This window comes from Pectobacterium brasiliense, assembly GCF_013449685.1.
GTDB classification, from domain to species: Bacteria; Pseudomonadota; Gammaproteobacteria; order Enterobacterales; family Enterobacteriaceae; genus Pectobacterium; species Pectobacterium brasiliense_A.
Genome location: NZ_JACDSF010000001.1, coordinates 105,825 through 125,715, shown reverse-complemented (window position 1 = coordinate 125,715; position 19,891 = coordinate 105,825). Strand labels below are relative to the sequence as shown.

The following is a 19,891-nucleotide window of genomic DNA, read 5'->3' as shown; positions in this document are numbered from 1 at the left end:
AATTAATAGCGAATTTTCGGATCGATAACAGCGTAGAGCACGTCAATGATCGCATTAAAGAGAATGGTTAAGCCGCCGACCAGAATCGTCAGGCTCAGTACGAGTGAGTAGTCGCGGTTCAGTGCACCGTTTACGAACAGTTGCCCAATACCCGGTAAACCAAAAATGGTTTCAATCACCATCGAACCGGTAATAATCCCTACAAACGCCGGCCCCATATAAGAGAGCACGGGCAGCAGCGCAGGCTTTAACGCATGGCGCAGGACGATGCGGCGCATCGGCAGCCCTTTGGCACGCGCGGTACGAATAAAGTTAGAGTGTAAAACCTCGATCATCGATCCTCGGGTAATACGCGCGATGCTGGCGATATAAGACAAAGACAGTGCCACCATCGGTAAAATCATGTATTTGGGCGCCCCACCGTTCCACCCGCCGCCGGGCAGCCACCGCAGCGTAATGGCGAAAATCAGCACCAGCAACGGCGCGACGACAAAGCTGGGTATCACCACCCCTGTCATGGCAAAGCCCATCACGGTATAGTCCCATTTCGTATTCTGATTCAGTGCGGCGATCACGCCGGCACTCACACCAAAAACGACGGCCAGAACGAATGCCGCAGCGCCCAGTTTTGCAGAAACAGGGAAAGACGTCGCGACCAGATCGTTCACGGAATAGTCTTTGTATTTAAACGAAGGTCCTAAATCACCCTGCACCAATTGCAGCAAGTAGTTACCGTACTGCGTCATAATGGGGTCGTTCAGATGGTATTTGGCTTCAATATTCGCCATCACTTCTGGCGGCAAATTACGCTCACCGGTAAAAGGGCTGCCGGGTGCCAATCGCATCATGAAAAACGAGATGGTGATCAGGATGAATAGTGTCGGAATCGCCTCTAAACAGCGGCGAAGAATAAATTTTAACATTGCTCGTACCTATAAAAGGCTGGCAGCACAAGAGCGCGTGCCAGCCATTATTATTAGTGCTTGATGATATAAAGATCTTTCACGTAAACATTATCCTGCGGATCTTTGCCCGTTAATCCACCCACATAAGGTTTCACCAGTCGGGTATTGGCATAGTAGTAAACAGGTACGATAACTACATCTTTATTTAGCAATGCTTCAGCCTGTTGATATACGACAGCACGCTCTTCTTCGGTTTTCACCTGTAAAGATTTCGCCACCAATGCATCAAATTCTTTGCTCTTATAGTGTGCCTTATTATTGCTGCTGTCCGACAACATACTGTTCAGGAAGGTAGACGGCTCGTTATAGTCGGCACACCACCCGCCACGCGCCAGATCATGCGTTCCCTGTTGGCGAGAGTTGAGGAACGTTTTCCACTCCTGATTTTCCAGTTTCACTTCCACGCCAATGTTCTGCTTCCATATCGAAGACGCTGCAATCGCCATCTTTTTATGAAGATCGGATGAGTTATAGAGCAAATTAAACGTTAGCGGTTTGTCTGCGGTGTAACCGGCTTCCGCCAGCAGTTTCTTCGCTTCTGCGTTACGCTTTTCTTGTGACCAGGTGAACCATTCTGGGGTCTGCGCGTTGAAGCCATCAATATATGGCGGCACAAAACCATAGGCAGGAATATCGCCTTGGTTTTTCACCTTATTGGTCAGAATATCCTGACTTAGACCCAGACGCAGCGCGGTACGCACCCGCACATCGTTAAACGGCGGCTTCTGATTATTGATTTCGTAATAGTAGGTGCATAAGTACGGATCGACTTTCACTTCATTCGGGATTTCTTTCTTCAGCTTTTGGAAGAGTTCGATTGGTAATTGATTGTATGTCATGTCGATTTCACCGCTGCGATAGCGGTTCACGTCCGTCACTTCAGATGCGATCGGCAAATATGTCACCTGATTAATCACGGTGTGGGCGTTATCCCAATATTGCGGGTTGCGCTCCAGCACTATTTTTTCGTTTACGACCCAATCTTTCAGCTTGTAGGCACCGTTGCCGACCCAGTTTTGCGGCTGCGTCCATTTTTCACCGAATTTTTCGATTGCCGCCTTATTCACCGGTGACATGGCGACGTAAACAGGCAGTTTGTAAAAGTAAGGTACCGCTTCGGAGAGCGTCACCTCAAAAGTATGATCGTCGATCGCTTTTACACCCAGCGTATCGGGGGATTTTTTGCCGGCGATGATGTCATCGATATTCAGCAGATGACCATATTGCAGATAGCTGGCGTAAGGCGATGCTGTCTTTGGATCGGCCAGACGCTGCCAGCTATAGACGAAATCTTGTGCGGTAACCGGCTCACCGTTGGACCATTTGGCATCTTTACGCAGGTGGAATGTCCACACTTTAAAGTCTTTGTTATCCCAGCTTTCTGCTACGCCAGGACTGGTTTTGCCGTTAACGTCGGAAATAACCAATCCTTCGAGCAGATCGCGCGACACGTTGGATTCCGGTACACCTTCGATTTTATGCGGGTCAAGAGAGGAAACTTCAGCACCATTGTTACGGACCAACTCCTGTTTTTCTGCTAACTGAACGCCGGCGGGAACGGTCGCGGCGAAGGCAGAAACAGCCATCGTGCTACTTAATGCCGCGATAATAGCGGCCGCTACTCTTTTTTTAGTTGTGATGTGTGTCATTATTTTCTCCTGTAATGTTGTCGTGCTAGTTATCCCAGCACGATTCCTGAATTAGAGCCCGGTGAGAAAACGATTAATCGATTCGACTCACGCCCCATTCCCACATGGCAGGAATGGGTAACCAGAGAATAAACACCAAATTAATCACTGCTTGCTCACTTCATTTGCATCAAACCGTAAATGGCATCGCTACGGATTAATGCTTAATAATATAGAGATCCTTCACCCGTATATTATCCAACGGATCCTTACCGGTAATGCCACCGACATAAGGTTTTACCAGTCGCGAGTTAACGTAGTAATAGACTGGCACAATCGTCGCATCTTTATCCAACTGGGACTCTGCCTGTTGATAAATTTGTGCGCGTTCATCGTCCGTTTTCGCTTGAATAGCCTGTGCCATCAGTGTGTCGAACGCCGCGCTCTTATAATGCGACGTGTTGTTACTGCTGTCTGACAGCATGCTATTCAGGAACGATGTCGGTTCGTTATAGTCCGCACACCATCCAGCACGTGCGACGTCATAATTGCCTTGATGACGCGTGCTGAGATAGGTTTTCCATTCCTGGTTTTCCAGTTTCACGTCAACGCCCAGATTCTGTTTCCACACTGATGCCGCGGCAATCGCCAGCTTTTTGTGCAGATCAGAGGAGTTATAGAGCAAATTAAACGTCAGCGGTTTCTCTGCGGTATAGCCCGCTTCTGCCAGCAGTTTTTTTGCTTCTTCATTACGTTTCGCCTGTGACCAGGTAAACCACTCTGGTGTATGCGCTTTCAGGCCGTCCGTGAAGGGAGGAATATAGCCATAGGCAGGAATGTCGCCCTGGTTTTTCACTTTGTTGGTCAAGATGTTCTGATCAAGCCCCATACGCAACGCCGTGCGTACCCGTACATCATTAAATGGCGGTTTCTGATTATTGATTTCGTAATAATAGGTGCAGAGATAGGGATTGATGTTAACTTCTTGTGGGATTTCTTTTTTTAGCTTCTGAAATAGCTCAATGGGTAATTTATTGTTGGTGACATCAATTTCACCCGCACGGTAGCGATTAACATCCGTCACTTCAGACGCAACCGGCAAGTAGGTGACTTGATTAATCACGGTCTTGGCGTTATCCCAATATTGGCTATTACGCTCCAGCACAAGCCGCTCATTCACGACCCAGGATTTAAGACGGTAAGCACCATTTCCTACCCAGTTTTCCGGCTGAGTCCATTTATCACCAAATTTCTCCACCGTCGTTTTATTGACCGGAGACATCGATGAGTGATTCAGTAATTTATAAAAGTACGGGATTGGTTCGCTTAATGTGACTTCCAGCGTATGGTCGTCGAGGGCTTTTACGCCCAGCGTATCGGGAGATTTCTTGCTGGCGATAATGTCATCAATATTCAGCAGATGACCATATTGTAAGTAGCTGGCGTAAGGAGAAACGGTTTTTGGATCGGCCAGACGCTGCCAGCTATAAACGAAATCTTGCGCAGTAACCGGTTCGCCATTTGACCACTTGGCATCTTTGCGTAAATGGAATGTCCAGACTTTAAAGTCGCTGCTTTCCCACCGCTCAGCGACGCCGGGAATCGGATGTCCATCCGGATCGGAAATCACCAACCCTTCATATAAATCGCGCGCGACGTTGGATTCCGGCACACCTTCTATTTTATGCGGATCCAGTGATGACACCTCAGCGCCATTGTTTCTCACCAGAACCTGCTCTTTCGCCAGCTCAACACCGGCAGGCACAGTCGCAGCCTGAACATTCACGCATGACGCCATCACTGCTGCGGCAATCATACTGGTAACAAAGCATCGTTTTGTTTTACGAGTTTTCACTTTATAAACGCCCCTGTCTTGATACAACGCCATACCGGACTCCATGCGTAAAAATCGCCGTCACATAGAGCAGAAAAGATCGCCCATTATTCAAATAAATCATAAAATTAATTTATAGATGAATAACGAATAGCGGGTCGATACTCGAAGCTATCAAAAGCAGAGACATTCGCCAATATTTTTACATTGATGTTGCTTAATTTTCTTTACTACAGCTCGGAAAACGTTTTATTCCAATCATTTCACATGACCATTAATCCCATGATAAACAATGCTTTTTACGTTTATTTGCAGATATTTTTTAAATATTCAGCAATTTATATATTTTGAACAAAAAAACATCGTAGTGGGTTTTATCATTTTCACAGCACAAAAATGATGATGTATGCTTACCTGTCCGCGTCATTACCTGACTAGAATGTTATTATTTTAACAATTCCGTTACCCATCTTGCACAATAATAGTACACGATGCCCTTACGACAGGCGGCGCGTAGAATAACTCACTCGATCAAGATATAAGCATCGTTTATACGAACACGTTTTATACGCACAGGTCATTCCCACTATGTACACAACGTCGTGCTCGGAATGCGCCCCTAACAATGTCCCACGCCGATGCCGCTCCCTCCCTTACAATCCCTTTTGGGTAGAAAAGCCGCTAATTTTGCCTTGTTAATGATAGTCATTATCAACACCAAGCTGCTGAATGGTGTCAGCTTAAAGAAAATACGATATTGATCACAAAAAAAGCCCCCATAAATGGGTATGCTCATTTCATACCGTAACGGACACGCAGATATTCTTAATTTTTACGCAATTTCAAAACAATATTTTGAAAATTTACGACATCACCAGTTACAGTATTTTAAAAAGTAAAAATCGCGCCACAACGGCGGCTGACAAGCTCGTTGAGTCAATTAATGCGAAATAGGCAGAAAAGAATAGCAAGGTAACGAAAACGCCCCCCGCTCGTTTATCTATACTGTTCTATCCGGCGAACAATTGACTGAAAGAGTTTAACATTTATCAGGAGAGCATTATGGCCGTAACCAACGTTGCTGAACTTAACGCATTGGTCGAAAGAGTGAAAAAGGCACAGCAGGAATTTGCCACTTACACTCAGGAACAAGTGGACAAAATCTTCCGCGCTGCCGCACTCGCTGCATCAGATGCCCGTATCCCACTGGCAAAAATGGCGGTTGCCGAATCTGGCATGGGGATCGTGGAAGACAAAGTCATCAAAAACCACTTCGCATCCGAGTACATTTATAACGCCTACCAGGATGAAAAAACCTGCGGCATCCTCTCTACTGATGACACTTTTGGTACCATTACGATTGCCGAGCCGATTGGCCTGATTTGCGGTATTGTTCCCACCACCAACCCCACGTCTACCGCCATTTTTAAAGCGTTGATCAGCCTGAAGACCCGTAACGGGATCATCTTCTCTCCCCATCCACGTGCAAAAAATGCGACCAATAAAGCCGCTGACATTGTGCTACAAGCGGCAATTGCGGCAGGCGCACCGAAAGACATCATCGGCTGGATCGATCAGCCTTCTGTCGAGCTGTCCAACCAGCTTATGCACCACCCCGATATCAACCTGATTCTGGCGACTGGCGGCCCGGGCATGGTGAAGGCCGCATACAGCTCAGGTAAACCGGCAATCGGCGTAGGTGCAGGTAACACGCCTGTTGTCGTTGACGAAACCGCGGATATCAAGCGTGCCGTGGCGTCTATTCTGATGTCGAAAACCTTCGATAACGGCGTAATTTGTGCGTCAGAACAGTCCGTCATCGTGGTAGACAGCGTCTATGATGCCGTGCGTGAACGTTTTGCCACCCACGGCGGCTACATGCTGAAAGGCAAAGAATTGCATGCCGTACAGGGTATCTTGCTGAAAAACGGTTCACTGAACGCCGACATTGTGGGCCAGCCTGCACCGAAGATCGCAGAAATGGCGGGTATTACTGTCCCTGCGAATACCAAAGTGCTGATTGGTGAAGTGACGGCCGTCGATGAATCCGAACCGTTTGCCCATGAAAAACTGTCTCCAACGCTGGCGATGTATCGTGCGAAAGACTTCAACGATGCCGTCATTAAAGCGGAAAAACTGGTCGCCATGGGTGGCATCGGTCACACATCCTGCCTATATACCGATCAGGACAATCAGCCAGAGCGCGTAAATCATTTCGGTAATATGATGAAAACGGCGCGTATCCTGATTAACACCCCTGCGTCTCAGGGGGGTATCGGCGATCTCTACAACTTCAAACTCGCTCCGTCTCTGACGCTGGGCTGTGGTTCCTGGGGCGGAAACTCCATCTCCGAAAACGTCGGTCCGAAGCACTTGATCAACAAAAAAACGGTAGCCAAGCGAGCAGAGAATATGTTGTGGCATAAACTTCCTAAGTCCATTTATTTCCGTCGCGGCTCACTGCCTATCGCCCTTGAAGAAGTCGCTTCCGATGGTGCAAAACGTGCATTTATCGTGACCGACCGCTTCTTGTTCAATAATGGCTATGTCGATCAAGTGACGTCCGTGTTGAAACAGCACGGGCTGGAAACCGAAGTATTCTTCGAAGTTGAAGCAGACCCTACGCTGAGCATCGTGCGTAAAGGTGCGGAACAAATGCATTCCTTCAAACCGGACGTGATTATTGCGCTGGGCGGTGGTTCTCCAATGGATGCCGCTAAAATCATGTGGGTGATGTATGAGCATCCTACGACGCACTTCGAAGAGCTGGCGCTGCGCTTTATGGATATCCGTAAACGTATCTACAAGTTCCCGAAAATGGGCGTCAAAGCCAAGATGGTGGCGATCACCACTACATCCGGTACCGGTTCTGAAGTGACGCCGTTTGCCGTGGTGACCGACGATGCCACTGGGCAGAAATACCCGTTGGCGGACTACGCGCTGACGCCAGATATGGCGATTGTTGATGCCAATCTGGTCATGAATATGCCGAAATCGCTGTGTGCGTTTGGCGGGCTTGATGCCGTAACCCACTCGCTGGAAGCTTATGTTTCTGTACTGGCAAACGAATATTCAGATGGACAGGCATTACAAGCACTGAAACTGCTGAAGGAAAACCTGCCAGACAGCTACCGCGACGGGGCAAAAAACCCGGTTGCCCGTGAGCGTGTGCACAATGCCGCGACGATTGCAGGGATTGCGTTTGCTAACGCCTTCCTCGGTGTTTGTCACTCCATGGCGCATAAACTGGGCTCAGAGTTCCATATTCCACATGGCCTGGCTAACGCCCTGTTGATCTCAAACGTGATTCGCTATAACGCGAACGACAACCCGACCAAACAGACGACGTTCAGCCAGTATGACCGTCCGCAGGCCCGCCGTCGTTACGCGGAAATCGCCGATCACCTGCGCTTGACAGCACCAAGCGATCGCACTGCGCAGAAAATAGAGAAATTGCTGAACTGGCTGGAAGAAATGAAGACCGAGCTGGGGATCCCAACGTCCATTCGTGAAGCGGGCGTACAGGAAGCCGATTTCCTGGCTAAGGTCGATAAGCTGTCAGAAGATGCGTTCGACGATCAGTGTACTGGCGCTAACCCGCGTTACCCGCTGATTTCCGAACTGAAACAGATTCTGCTGGATACTTACTACGGCCGTCAGTTCTCTGAAGAAGAAAAAACGGAAGCGGCTGAGCCTGCAGCAAAAGCCGCTAAAACCGGCAAGAAAACCGCTCACTAACGTTCTTGTTATTACCGCCTTAGCGTAAAGGCGGTTTATCTCTTAACGATGCCCAACGCTTTTAAGGTTGGGCATTTTTATTACTCGTCCTCAGCATAGATACGCATCACTACACCGTTTATTCATCGCCCTGCCTGTCGGATATTTAATCGACTTACTCGCTTTCTTTACGGGTTAATCCCAGTGCAATTTTATAATGCTTACGGCACACGGAAACATAGCTCTCATTGCCGCCAATAACGACCTGTTCACCTTCGTGAACGGCATTACCTTGTGCATCTAACCGCAATACACAGTTAGCTTTACGGCCGCAATGACAGACCGTTTTTAACTCAATCAGCTTATCTGCCCACGCTAATAAATAGTGACTTCCGGAAAACAAATCGCCACGAAAATCAGTACGCAACCCGTAGCACAATACTGGGATATCTAATTGGTCCACGATATCGGAAAGCTCACTTACCTGCTCACGGGTTAAAAATTGACACTCATCAATTAATACACAATCTACGGGCTGAGCGCGGTGCTCTTTCTCCAGCAATCCAAATAACGATGTCTGCGGATTAAACAATAATGCCGGAGAAGAAAGGCCGATCCGTGAACTGACTATCCCCACGCCATGCCGATTATCTATTTCTGCAGTGAACACCAGCGTGCGCATCCCACGTTCCTGGTAGTTATATGACGACTGCAATAGCGCCGTCGATTTCCCTGCATTCATTGCAGAATAATAAAAATAAAGTTGGGCCACTCGGTTACTCCAAAAGGCAGGCTATATGAACGTCGTGTCGTAAACACTGATTGTAACAACTCGTCTTCACGCTACGCAATGGGCTATTCCTCGGCCACATTTTGTCCATACATCCGCCAGCGACGGTCTGTTATGATAAAAAAGATAAACGTTCCTTATAACAACGGCGCGGCATCAATAAGTCATTCTCTGCCGTTTGAGGTAGAAAAGCGGCATACCAAATGTATTTTTTTGATAACAGGAAAGTATTTATATTTATGTAACATACGATGTGAGTTTTGTTTTAAAAATGATATTTTTTAACAAACTTACAAATTTGACTATTGCAGAAAGGAAAATAGCACTCTATTATCACACCACACGCCACCAATAATATTATTTGAGATTATCACAATGAGCGAAGCACTAAAGATTCTTAACAACATCCGTACTCTGCGTGCCCAGGCAAGAGAATGTACCCTGGATACTTTGGAAGAAATGCTGGAAAAACTGGAAGTCGTGGTTAATGAACGCCGCGAAGAAGATAGCCAGGTTCAGGCTGAAGTTGAAGAACGTGCCCGTAAATTGCAACAATATCGCGAAATGCTGATTGCAGACGGTATTGACCCTAACGAATTATTGCAGTCTTTAGGCTCAGTTAAGGTTGCAGGTAAAAGCAAGCGTGCTGCTCGCCCAGCAAAATATCAATATACTGACGAAAACGGCGAACTTAGAACTTGGACAGGCCAGGGTCGTACACCAGCAGTAATCAAGAAAGCAATCGAAGAGCAAGGTAAATCTTTAGATGATTTCCTGCTGTAATTGTTTATAAGTACTGAATACGAAAAAACCCCCGATAACTATCGGGGGTTTTTCTTTGGTAACGCATATTGCAAAGAGAAAACAGATATGTCGCCATTTTGGCTGCTCTCTGTTTTTTGTAAACAGAGAGCAATCATTACATTCTGTTATTTTTCTTCTGCTTCAATCGTTTCCTGCAGCCACTGCGCAAATTCCTGGCCTAAACCATCATGGCGTAAACCATATTCCACGAATGCCTGCATATAACCTAATTTATTACCACAGTCATGGCTCACACCTTTCAGGTGATACGCTTCTACTGTTTCTTTTTCCATCAACATCGCGATAGCATCGGTTAACTGAATTTCATTACCTGCGCCTGGCGGTGTTTTTTCCAGCAGAGACCAAATATCGGCAGAAAGGACATAACGGCCAACGACGGCTAAATTAGACGGTGCTTCGGAAGCTTTCGGTTTTTCAACCACACCAACCATAGGTGCGCTATCCCCTGCTTTTAATTCCACGCCTTTGCAATCAACCACGCCATAGCTACTTACATTTTCAACAGGCTCAACCATAATCTGGCTACGGCCTGTCGTAGAAAAGCGTTGCAGCATTTCGCTCAGGTTATCTTTCGTCAGATCGGATTCATATTCATCAATAATCACATCCGGCAGAATAACCGCGACAGGCTCATCCCCGACTAACGGATGCGCGCACAATACGGCATGGCCGAGCCCTTTGGCTAACCCCTGACGCACTTGCATAATGGTGACGTGCTTAGGACAGATAGATTGAATCTCTTCCAACAGCTGACGTTTAACGCGTTTTTCCAGTATGGCTTCCAGTTCAAAACTGGTATCGAAATGGTTTTCGATAGAATTCTTAGAAGAGTGTGTAACGAGAATAATTTCATTAATTCCTGCTGCGATACACTCATTAACAACATATTGGATCAGCGGCTTATCTACCAACGGCAGCATTTCTTTAGGAATGGCTTTGGTGGCAGGTAGCATACGCGTCCCTAATCCAGCAACTGGTATGACCGCTTTTTTTACTTTTTTATTCACAATAGACATAAACAGCCTCTTATATACCGTTCAAATAATGAACTTTATTTATCTAATCAAGATAACCGCGAGAGTATAACGACTTTAACAAGAGCACGCTTGTCCCAACGTTACCGTTCAATAAAAATAAGATAACTCCCTACATAGTAGGAAATAAAAAATAATACCTAAAGATAGGTATTACCTGAAACCAGTACCCTCTCACGCCATCAGACTATTCTGTCATCAACATCAGTCGTAAACGGCCGCCGCCGCCCCATATCTGGCATTGCCATGCTTCGCACTGATAATTCAGTTGGTTGAGATAAGCCCCTTCAAGCGTGCCTAAAGGGACGCCGCTATTCAACGCTATCTGCTGTTCATTAACATTCAGTGTCGCGTTTAGCCCAGCGGAAATCAGTATCAACTGTTTTAATTGCTGGTGGTAATACCCCACGAGCAAAGGAAAACGACCGTCAAGGCCCGCCTGCCGCAACAACTGGTTTACCTGCTTTAACAGCGTCGGCAGATACGGCAAACGGTGTTGTTGATCGGCTAAATGCTCCTGAAGCACCCCATTGAACAAGGTTCGAAGCAGTAGCGCCGCCAGCGTCCCACTATTATTAACGCCCTGAGTGACATCAAGGCAATAGAATGCTAACTCAGTTTCCGAAAGCGCAGCAATATCCAGCACCAGCCCCGGCTGTTCCACCGCCGTTAATTGACGATAGTTAACACGGCAACGAGCAAGCGTTTGCTGAACGGGCGGCTGTAGCTGAGCAAGCAGTTTGGTGACCGTTTCAGGAGATTGATTCAGGGAGTCCATATCCTGCATGAGTTGATCCATCTCATTCAACTGTGAGGTGAACATATCGGGATACAGGCAGGACATCACGGCTTCACGCAAACGTGCATAATCACGAATCGGTTTTAGCAACACATCCTGAACACCAAGCCGTAAGACTTTGGCAATATCCGCCATCTGACTGGTCGCAGAAATGATCAGTATTGGCGTGTCGTTATCTTTCAGGCGCAGACGTTCAAGAAACTCAATGCCTCCCATCGTCGGCATATTCAGATCGCAAATCATCAAATCGGGTTGGTAATGTTCAAGGGTACTCAGTGCATCTAATCCATTAATGGCTTCCTGAACTGAAGCCCCAAGAGAAGTCAGATAACCAGCGAGCACAGATCGAAAAACGGCCTCGTCATCAATGACTAAAATATGCTTACCCGCTAGTGGTTGTTCCATCAGTACCCCTTACTTCAAACACCGAATAATCACACCTGCGTTAGCGCCAGTGTGCCGGATAGACGGCACACCCTGCCTTCTTCACTATGACACTTTCACTAGCGGTAACAATTCATCACGCATCTTTTGCACCGCCTTATAACCCGCTTCAATCGCCTCCTGCGCCCGATGAAAATCTAAGGTCGCAATCTGGGGACAATGCGGTTGCAGCAACACATCAGGCGGATCGCCTGCCATCCGTGTCATTTTCAAGCGATTTTCCAGAATCTGGATCGACGTACTCATTATCTCCATCGCCGTTGGCGAACTTTCCGCCGGTTGACGGCGGCCCCGCAGTAAGCGTTCCCGAATTCTGCTACGCCAATCTTGTGGAACATTCTCCACATCAATGTCGGACGCCGTCGGTTTGATCGACAGTAAATCCTGATGATTAAGGCTCGCATCGTGCTGGAGATCAACCGCGATCACGATATCGGCCCCCATTGCTCTCGCCAGAGAAACGGGAACAGGGTTAACCACCGCGCCATCCACCAGCCAGTAATCGTTAAATCGAACGGGGGATAGCAGGCCTGGCATACTGCAAGACGCGCGCATAGCCTGATGCAAATCGCCTTCCGTCAGCCAGAGTTCACGTCCTGTACTAAGATTTGTCGTCACTACGCCATATTTGATATCACAGTCTTCAATCTGTGTTGTGTGTAACAAACGTTTCACACTATTAAAAACACGATCGCCACGCAACAAACTGCCACGCTGCCAAGAGAGATCCATCAGTCGAATCACGTCCCAGTAACCAAACGCTCTCACCCAGCGATCCATCGAAGATAGAGTGTTTGTGGCATACGCCGCACCAACCAGAGCACCAATAGAACAACCCGCCACAACATCAACCTTTACGCCCATTTCGGTTAACGCATTAAACACACCAATATGCGCCCATCCTTTCGCTGCCCCTGATCCCAAGGCTATTCCAATTTTTTTCCGCTGCATGATCGATCCACCTGTCTTCATTTTAGCGCACATTGCTACACGTAGAGCTTCTTAGGTAACATATCGGCATCCTGTATAGTGATCTGTTTATTATCTATCAGTTTTTATCTTAAATTTTCTTCAGGAGACGTCGTGTCAGAATCTTGCCCCTGTTGCAGTGGATTGCAGTATAACGCATGCTGTCAACCCTACATCACGCACGCCGCAACAGCGGCTGAGCCCGCTATATTAATGCGATCGCGCTATACCGCGTATGTTAAACGCGATGTCGATTACCTTATTGCCACCTGGCATCCCGACCTTCAACCCGAGAAATGGCGCGGGTCCCTCGTGGAAAGTTGCCAGAATTCGCAATGGCTCGGCCTTACTATACTGGCAACGTCTCCCGGAAAAACGCCCGATGAGGGCTATGTGGAATTCGCCGCGCGTTATCTATCTGAAAGCGACAACCAGCGAACAGAAGTGATGCGAGAGCGCTCACGCTTCCTTCGGCAGCATAATCGCTGGTACTATATAGACGGCGTTCATTTACAGACAGGCAGAAATGAACCTTGCCCGTGTGGTTCCGGCAAAAAATACAAAAAGTGTTGCGGACAATAGAACACAGGCAATCGCCCACGCGGCCTTATTGCTGCGTTACCATAAGATCGTTATTTTAGTTTTTGGACAGGATCCACACGCTCATGCAATCCCAAAATATACAAAGAAAAGTATTACGAACCATTTGCCCCGACGCAAAAGGGCTCATCGCGAAAATTACGAATATTTGTTATAAGCACGAACTGAACATCGTGCAAAACAATGAGTTTGTCGATCATCGCACTGGTCGCTTTTTCATGCGGACCGAATTGGAAGGGATTTTCAACGACACTACGCTGTTAGCCGATCTGGATAGCGCGCTTCCCGAAGGCTCTTCTCGCGAATTAACCGCAGCAGGACGTCGTCGCATCGTCGTTCTGGTCACGAAAGAAGCCCACTGTCTGGGCGATCTGTTGATGAAAAGTACCTACGGTGGTTTGGACGTAGAAATCTCTGCCGTCATTGGCAACCACGATACTTTGCAGACGCTGGTCGAGCGATTTGATATTCCTTTCCATCTGGTCAGCCATGAAGGACTGACTCGCGAAGAGCACGATCAAAAGATGATCGCGCAGATCGATCAATACAAACCCGATTACGTCGTGCTGGCGAAATATATGCGAGTTCTGACACCGGCGTTTGTTCAGCACTACCCGAATCAGGTGATCAACATTCACCATTCGTTCTTACCCGCCTTTATCGGAGCTCGCCCTTATCATCAGGCTTATGAGCGCGGCGTAAAAATCATTGGCGCAACGGCACACTACGTCAACGATAATCTGGATGAAGGCCCAATCATCATGCAGGACGTCATTCATGTCGACCATACTTATTCGGGCGACGATATGATGCGTGCAGGCCGTGACGTTGAGAAAAATGTTCTGAGTCGTGCGCTGTACCGCGTGCTGGCACAGCGTGTTTTTGTCTACGGTAACCGTACCATTATTCTGTAATTGGTTGATTGGGCATCTTTTTTGTATAAGGATGCGCCGAACGGAATAAAAAAACGGCAACCGCGTTTATTTTTGCTATATACCGCTTTACAGGGGCGCGTCATTTGATATGATGCGTCCCGCTTGAAGCGAAAGCCTCTTGCAGTAAGGCCAGTGGTGGGGTTCCCGAGCGGCCAAAGGGAGCAGACTGTAAATCTGCCGTCACAGACTTCGAAGGTTCGAATCCTTCCCCCACCACCATTTCACAGTATCACTTCTGAATTACATCCCAACACCAAAGTATCAAATTCCCGTTAAGGGAAGGTGAGAACCTTCGACCAAGGTTCGACAAAACCGGTACGGTTTTGAGCAACGCGCAGCGTTATTTCCCCCACTGTCACTCGCACCAACAATCAGCGCGACATATAGAATGAGGGAAAAAATAGCCTTATGCCTTCCCTTTCCAGCGCCCAGGAACATAAGAGAACACAGGGAGCTGCCATGACCAGCGGATTGCCGCCAGACGCACGGCCAAACCAATACTGAATGACGCCAGCAGGTTAATATCGTGATTAACGTTAAGCGACTTTAGCCCAAGATAGAGAAGTGCGACTAAAAGCGAGACGCTGGCGTACAGCTCTTTTTTCAGCACCATGGGCGTACGGTTACAGAAAATATCACGCAATATCCCACCGAAAATTCCGGTTACGATACCCGCCATAACCACCACCGTCGTTGAATAGTTCAGTTGCAGTGCGACGTTGCAGCCAATAACCGTAAAGGCAATCAGCCCCATCGCATCCAGCACCAGAAAGAGCCGGTGCAGATGATGCATGAAGCGCGCAATGATAATCGTGAAAAGGCCTGCACCAATGGTGAGGTAGATATAGCCGGGATGCTGCGTCCAGCCGATGGGATAATTACCAAGAAGAATATCGCGAACGGTGCCACCGCCAAGCGCGGTGATGAAGGCAATCATGCCTACGCCAAAAATATCCATATTACGACGTCCGGCGGCCAGCGCCCCGGACATCCCCTCTGCCGTAATCGCGATCAAATAGATGTAAGTCAGCACACAAGTTATCCTGTGAAATGTGCCACTCCCTCTGTCCGCTTTACCTGAGAGTTTACGCAGCAGTGCTGCTTGCCCCTTCGGTGGGTTGCGTTGCAACCTCTCTCCAGTTGGCTTCAATGGAATTCGCAGTTAGGGTAGCCTGAGCGATTATGGGAGTTTGCGCCTTCGGCGGAGCGTTATAGTATTACTGATACTATACGCCCTCTCTCCTGCGAGGTGCGGAGTATAACGGTCGACAAGCCTCGTGTTCAACTGAATATAAGTGAATCTTATTTTTAACGATTCTCATCTGCGCCAACCGTCTCTGAAGCCACAGCAATAAGCCCATCAACACCGCTCGAAAGCGCAGCCTCACCGTGACGGCATCCCTCATTTTCTGCTACCATCTGGTCACATTTTTTAGCGAATGGCAGCGAACATGAAAGTTGTATCTTTTAATATCAATGGCCTGCGGGCGCGCCCTCATCAGTTGGCCGCCATTATCGAACAACACCAGCCGGATGTGATCGGGTTGCAGGAAACCAAAGTCCACGATGACATGTTTCCGTTAGAGGATGTCAGCCAATACGGCTACCACGTTTATTACCACGGACAAAAAGGTCACTACGGCGTCGCGCTGCTATGTAAAACGCAGCCCATTGCGGTTCGTCGCGGTTTCCCAACGGATGAAGACGATGCACAGCGCCGGATCATCATGGCGGATTTTGCCACCGAGTACGGCACGCTTACGGTCATTAATGGGTATTTCCCACAGGGAGAAAGCCGCGATCATCCGGTAAAATTCCCCGCGAAGACGCGTTTTTATCAGGATCTACAAACCTATCTGGAACAGCACCACAGCGCGACACAACCGCTGATTGTGATGGGTGATGTCAATATTAGCCCTACCGATCTGGATATCGGCATCGGCGAAGAAAACCGTAAGCGCTGGTTGCGTACGGGTAAATGTTCTTTCCTGCCGGAAGAACGTGAATGGATGGCGCGTTTGCAAGGCTGGGGGCTTATCGACACCTTCCGTGCCGCGAATCCAGACAGCAACGATCGTTTTTCGTGGTTTGACTACCGTTCTGCTGGGTTTGATGACAACCGCGGCCTGCGTATTGATCTGATTCTCGCCAGTACGTTCCTGGCCGAACGCTGCGTCGCTACTGGCATTGATTACGATATTCGAGGAATGGAAAAACCATCCGACCATGCACCGATCTGGGCACAGTTCTCGTTGTAGACGTTTTCGTTGTAAAGGCAATGCGTTGTAGACGTAATGCGCAGTAAAAATAACATCACCGCTGTGCATCAAAGCCACAGCGGTGATTAAAATTAGCAGAAATAGTAGTCGTAGTGCTTTTTAATGCACGATTATTGCTTAACCAACTGCCATATCAGGTTATTCGTTCCCAGCGTTTGTTTGTCACGCACGCATTGCAGAATCACCCCTTCGACCTTTAGCACCGCGCCCTCAGAATAGTTACGATTTTCATACACACAGCAGCGCAGGCAGGTGTTATTTTGCTCGCGCACCGCGGTCCCTGCACCCCACACTTCCGGTGGAACAGGAACCACAATATCTGTTCCGCCACGATTAGCCTGTGACAGCGTGGGTAGCACCAGCATCACACTGGCGAGACACAAAGACACTAACGATTTCATTGCTCCTGCTCCTTCGTTTTTTTAGTCTGAGGCTTACGCCGTTTTGAAGCACTTGACGGCGGTGCAGAAAGTCCTTTAAACGCTCTCACCGCGCCGTTCTGTTTCGCTTGCTGAATCAGCGCCTGCAAGGAGTGGGTCAGCGGTTGCATAAAATCCTGATAGCGACATTTCTTCTCGCTGATTTGCGTCAGCGTAGCTTCCCAATGTGCTGTCATGTCAGGATGCGCCGCGCTAGCAGGCAGTGAGTGAATCAACGCCCGCCCCGCTTCACTTGCGTGAATATAGCGGGCTTTCTTAAACAGAAATGTCCGTTTAAACAATAACTCGATAATACCCGCGCGCGTCGCCTCAGTTCCTAACCCATCGGTCGCCCGCAGGATTTTCTTCAGTTCTTTATCCTGCACAAAACGCGCGATGCCCGTCATCGCCGATAGCAGCGTGGCATCGGTAAACGGCCGCGGCGGCTGTGTTTGGCGCTCAACGACCTCGCCGCGTTCACACAGTAACTCATCACCTTTTGCCACCACAGGCAACGGCATGCCTTCGTTTTCTTCGTCCCGCTCTTTGCCACCTAACAACGTGCGCCACCCGGCTTCGGCCAAGAACCGCGCTTTGGCAATAAACTTACCCCCCGCGATATCCAGTTCAATGACACACTTGCGAAACACGGCGTCTGGGCAAAATTGCATGATGTACTGCCGCGCGACTAGACCATACACCTTGCGCTCATTCTCCGTCAGCGAGGCACTTGCACTGCGGGCGGTGGGAATAATCGCGTGGTGAGCATCGACCTTACCATCGTCCCAGCAGCGATTACGTCGATCCACATCCATTACCGGCTGTGGCAACAGATCGGGCTGATGTACAGATATCGCATTCAAGACAGCATGACGCCCGGCAAAATGTTCCTCTGGCAGATAGCGGCAGTCAGAACGCGGGTACGTAATCAGCTTATGGGTTTCATAGAGCTTCTGGCACACGTCGAGCACCTGCTGCGCGCTAAGTCCGAAACGCTTCGCGGCTTCGATCTGTAACGTCGACAGCGAGTAAGGCAACGGCGCGGTTTCTGATTCCCGTTTATCATTATAGCTGGTAACAATCGCAGGCTGGCCTTCGATACGCTTGACGACATGTTCCGCCAACGAGCGATGCAGCAATCGTCCTTCTTCATCCTGATAAGGTTCACAGGACTCGCTGGGCTGCCATAGCGCAACAAAACGCTCATCGGCAGGCGTCACGATATGGGCTTTCACTTCAAAGTAATCTTTGGAAACGAAGTTTTCTATCTCTTCATCTCGGCGCACCACCAGCCCCAGCACCGGCGTCTGCACGCGGCCAACCGACAGCACGCCGTCATAGCCCGCATTGCGCCCTAATATCGTATAGGCACGGGTCATGTTAATGCCGTAGAGCCAATCTGCACGGGAACGCGCCAGCGCCGACACGCACAAAGGGATGAACTCTCGGTTCTCGCGAAGACGAGAAACGGCACGTTCTACCGCCTGTGGGTTGAGATCGTTAACCAGGCAACGACGTACCTGCTGGCGTTTTTCTTCCGGCAGAGAAAGGTATTCCAGCACCTCGTCCACCAGCAGTTGTCCTTCACGATCGGGGTCTCCCGCGTGAATCACTTCGGTAGCATCATTCAGGAGCTTTTTTATGATGTTGAGCTGTTTACTGACCGAGGGCCGCGGCTGCAACAGCCATTTCTGGGGAATGATAGGGAGATCGGCAAGCGACCAGCGGGCATAGCGTGCATCATAAACATCCGGCTGTGCCTGCTCCAGCAGGTGCCCCACGCACCACGTCACAACATCATTCTGGCCGCAGGCAATAAAGCCATCGCCGCGTCGATGCGGTTTGGGTAACACGTCTGCAATCGCCCGCGCGAGGCTGGGCTTTTCGGCAATAAAAAGTCGCATTATTCACCATCGAGCAGACTGGGCATTTCCCGCGTAACTCGCGGGAAAGCACGCTGTAAAACGGGGTGGAAATCGATATTATTCAAGAGATGACGATCAGAAGTAATGAACAAACGCGTCGGTATCAAGCGGCGTGACCGTCGTCGATGCTTTAAGCACCGGCGTCCCCAGATAGAGGAAACCGACAATTTCATCCTGTTCACGGCAGTTGAACGCTTCACGCACCAGCGAATTGTGCGTCCAGGCACCGCTACGCCAGATACCGTTAAAACCCTGCGCCAATGCCGCCATCTGCATGGCCTGAACCGCACAGCCTGCGGAGACAATTTGCTCCCAAAGCGGGACTTTCGGGTTCTCTTCGCAATGCGCAACAACGGTGATAATCAGCGGTGCACGATAAGGTGCCTGACGCGCTTTATCGATACCGGCTTCGTCCAACCCTTCCTGCTGCGCCGCACGCGTCAGTAGCGAGCTAAAACGATCCAAACCGTCATTTTCGATCATAAAAAAGCGCCACGGCTGCATGGCACCATGATCCGGCGCACGCATACCGGCGTGGATAATGTTATTCAATGCGTCACCCGTCGGTGCTGGCGCGGTCAGGCGCGAGGCCGAACGACGATTCAATAGCAATTCAAGAGCATCCATCGCACATCTCCTGTCTGGCAATATAATTTCTGCGGTACAACCCACTTCTACGGTAGAAACGACTGTACGGCAACGTTGCGCGCCACGTTAGCACAAGTAGA

The 19,891-nt window shown here is 48.9% G+C and carries 16 protein-coding genes, 1 tRNA gene and 1 riboswitch; of the genes, 6 read left to right on the top strand and 11 right to left on the bottom strand.

What is annotated here, in order from left to right:
* Positions 1 to 2: 2 nt before the first annotated feature.
* The 3 genes from oppB to oppA (H0248_RS00605) all read right to left on the bottom strand — a co-directional run bounded on the left by oppB (position 3) and on the right by oppA (H0248_RS00605) (position 4,481).
* Positions 3 to 923, bottom strand: coding sequence for an oligopeptide ABC transporter permease OppB (gene oppB, locus H0248_RS00615; protein WP_180784280.1), 921 nt, complete (start codon positions 921 to 923; stop codon positions 3 to 5).
* Between the two features lie 53 nt (positions 924 to 976).
* Entirely contained in the window at positions 977 to 2,614 is a 1,638-nt protein-coding gene (oppA, locus tag H0248_RS00610; RefSeq protein WP_180784279.1) for an oligopeptide ABC transporter substrate-binding protein OppA, read from the bottom strand.
* 196 nt (positions 2,615 to 2,810) lie between these two features.
* Positions 2,811 to 4,481 (bottom strand): oligopeptide ABC transporter substrate-binding protein OppA, encoded by a 1,671-nt coding sequence (gene oppA / locus H0248_RS00605; protein ID WP_180784278.1) that lies wholly within the window; start codon positions 4,479 to 4,481, stop codon positions 2,811 to 2,813.
* Between the two features lie 1,008 nt (positions 4,482 to 5,489).
* Here oppA (H0248_RS00605) and adhE point away from each other — a divergent pair.
* Positions 5,490 to 8,165 carry a bifunctional acetaldehyde-CoA/alcohol dehydrogenase gene (adhE, locus tag H0248_RS00600; protein ID WP_180784277.1) on the top strand — a complete coding sequence of 892 codons (2,676 nt, stop codon included), beginning with the start codon at positions 5,490 to 5,492 and terminating at the stop codon, positions 8,163 to 8,165.
* A gap of 154 nt (positions 8,166 to 8,319) precedes the next feature.
* On the opposite strand, the gene H0248_RS00595 is transcribed toward adhE, so the two are convergent.
* On the bottom strand, positions 8,320 to 8,916 hold the full coding sequence (locus H0248_RS00595) for a thymidine kinase (RefSeq protein WP_180784276.1): 597 nt from the start codon (positions 8,914 to 8,916) through the stop codon (positions 8,320 to 8,322).
* A 393-nt stretch (positions 8,917 to 9,309) separates the two neighbouring features.
* On the opposite strand from H0248_RS00595, the gene hns reads away from it, so the two are divergent.
* Positions 9,310 to 9,717, top strand: coding sequence for a histone-like nucleoid-structuring protein H-NS (gene hns, locus H0248_RS00590; RefSeq protein ID WP_180784275.1), 408 nt, complete (start codon positions 9,310 to 9,312; stop codon positions 9,715 to 9,717).
* A 146-nt stretch (positions 9,718 to 9,863) separates the two neighbouring features.
* On the opposite strand, the gene galU is transcribed toward hns, so the two are convergent.
* From galU to rssA, 3 genes are all read right to left on the bottom strand, one after another.
* Positions 9,864 to 10,775: a UTP--glucose-1-phosphate uridylyltransferase GalU gene (gene galU / locus H0248_RS00585; RefSeq protein ID WP_014915333.1), complete on the bottom strand. Its 912-nt coding sequence runs from the start codon at positions 10,773 to 10,775 to the stop codon at positions 9,864 to 9,866.
* A 205-nt stretch (positions 10,776 to 10,980) separates the two neighbouring features.
* Complete coding sequence (gene rssB, locus H0248_RS00580) at positions 10,981 to 11,997, bottom strand: two-component system response regulator RssB (RefSeq protein WP_180784274.1); 1,017 nt, start codon at positions 11,995 to 11,997, stop codon at positions 10,981 to 10,983.
* 84 nt (positions 11,998 to 12,081) lie between these two features.
* Entirely contained in the window at positions 12,082 to 12,987 is a 906-nt protein-coding gene (gene rssA / locus H0248_RS00575) for a patatin-like phospholipase RssA (protein WP_180784273.1), read from the bottom strand.
* 132 nt (positions 12,988 to 13,119) lie between these two features.
* On the opposite strand from rssA, the gene H0248_RS00570 reads away from it, so the two are divergent.
* The 3 genes from H0248_RS00570 (at position 13,120) to H0248_RS00560 (ending at position 14,759) form a co-directional block, all read left to right on the top strand.
* Positions 13,120 to 13,587, top strand: coding sequence for a YchJ family protein (locus tag H0248_RS00570; protein ID WP_180784272.1), 468 nt, complete (start codon positions 13,120 to 13,122; stop codon positions 13,585 to 13,587).
* A gap of 83 nt (positions 13,588 to 13,670) precedes the next feature.
* Positions 13,671 to 14,519, top strand: a complete 849-nt coding sequence (gene purU, locus H0248_RS00565) for a formyltetrahydrofolate deformylase (protein ID WP_180784271.1) — start codon at positions 13,671 to 13,673, stop codon at positions 14,517 to 14,519.
* Between the two features lie 155 nt (positions 14,520 to 14,674).
* Positions 14,675 to 14,759, top strand: a tRNA-Tyr gene (locus tag H0248_RS00560).
* Positions 14,760 to 14,946: 187 nt separating this feature from the next.
* Here H0248_RS00560 and H0248_RS00555 read toward each other — a convergent pair.
* Positions 14,947 to 15,573, bottom strand: coding sequence for a trimeric intracellular cation channel family protein (locus H0248_RS00555; RefSeq protein ID WP_039277547.1), 627 nt, complete (start codon positions 15,571 to 15,573; stop codon positions 14,947 to 14,949).
* A gap of 21 nt (positions 15,574 to 15,594) precedes the next feature.
* A riboswitch (glycine riboswitch) is annotated at positions 15,595 to 15,690 on the bottom strand.
* A 301-nt stretch (positions 15,691 to 15,991) separates the two neighbouring features.
* Here H0248_RS00555 and xthA point away from each other — a divergent pair.
* Positions 15,992 to 16,798, top strand: a complete 807-nt coding sequence (xthA, locus tag H0248_RS00550) for an exodeoxyribonuclease III (RefSeq protein WP_180784270.1) — start codon at positions 15,992 to 15,994, stop codon at positions 16,796 to 16,798.
* Between the two features lie 131 nt (positions 16,799 to 16,929).
* On the opposite strand, the gene H0248_RS00545 is transcribed toward xthA, so the two are convergent.
* From H0248_RS00545 to H0248_RS00535, 3 genes are all read right to left on the bottom strand, one after another.
* Entirely contained in the window at positions 16,930 to 17,220 is a 291-nt protein-coding gene (locus tag H0248_RS00545) for a DUF1496 domain-containing protein (protein WP_180784269.1), read from the bottom strand.
* On the bottom strand, positions 17,217 to 19,142 hold the full coding sequence (locus tag H0248_RS00540) for a DNA topoisomerase III (RefSeq protein ID WP_180784268.1): 1,926 nt from the start codon (positions 19,140 to 19,142) through the stop codon (positions 17,217 to 17,219). The genes H0248_RS00545 and H0248_RS00540 overlap by 4 nt, the downstream gene beginning before the upstream one ends.
* A 96-nt stretch (positions 19,143 to 19,238) precedes the next feature.
* A complete protein-coding gene (locus H0248_RS00535) occupies positions 19,239 to 19,790 on the bottom strand; it encodes an NAD(P)H nitroreductase (RefSeq protein ID WP_039464123.1) in 552 nt (183 codons plus the stop codon).
* Between the last annotated feature and the right edge of the window lie 101 nt (positions 19,791 to 19,891).

Bases quoted from the DNA above. Each gene is read 5' to 3' on its own strand.
- adhE (WP_180784277.1), top strand. From the start codon at position 5,490: ATGGCCGTAACCAACGTTGCTGAACTTAACGCATTGGTCGAAAGAGTG.
- hns (WP_180784275.1), top strand. From the start codon at position 9,310: ATGAGCGAAGCACTAAAGATTCTTAACAACATCCGTACTCTGCGTGCC.
- purU (WP_180784271.1), top strand. From the start codon at position 13,671: ATGCAATCCCAAAATATACAAAGAAAAGTATTACGAACCATTTGCCCC.
- galU (WP_014915333.1), bottom strand. From the start codon at position 10,775: ATGTCTATTGTGAATAAAAAAGTAAAAAAAGCGGTCATACCAGTTGCT.
- H0248_RS00540 (WP_180784268.1), bottom strand. From the start codon at position 19,142: ATGCGACTTTTTATTGCCGAAAAGCCCAGCCTCGCGCGGGCGATTGCA.
- xthA (WP_180784270.1), top strand. From the start codon at position 15,992: ATGAAAGTTGTATCTTTTAATATCAATGGCCTGCGGGCGCGCCCTCAT.
- oppB (WP_180784280.1), bottom strand. From the start codon at position 923: ATGTTAAAATTTATTCTTCGCCGCTGTTTAGAGGCGATTCCGACACTA.
- rssB (WP_180784274.1), bottom strand. From the start codon at position 11,997: ATGGAACAACCACTAGCGGGTAAGCATATTTTAGTCATTGATGACGAG.
- H0248_RS00545 (WP_180784269.1), bottom strand. From the start codon at position 17,220: ATGAAATCGTTAGTGTCTTTGTGTCTCGCCAGTGTGATGCTGGTGCTA.
- rssA (WP_180784273.1), bottom strand. From the start codon at position 12,987: ATGCAGCGGAAAAAAATTGGAATAGCCTTGGGATCAGGGGCAGCGAAA.
- H0248_RS00535 (WP_039464123.1), bottom strand. From the start codon at position 19,790: ATGGATGCTCTTGAATTGCTATTGAATCGTCGTTCGGCCTCGCGCCTG.
- oppA (WP_180784279.1), bottom strand. From the start codon at position 2,614: ATGACACACATCACAACTAAAAAAAGAGTAGCGGCCGCTATTATCGCG.
- oppA (WP_180784278.1), bottom strand. From the start codon at position 4,481: ATGGCGTTGTATCAAGACAGGGGCGTTTATAAAGTGAAAACTCGTAAA.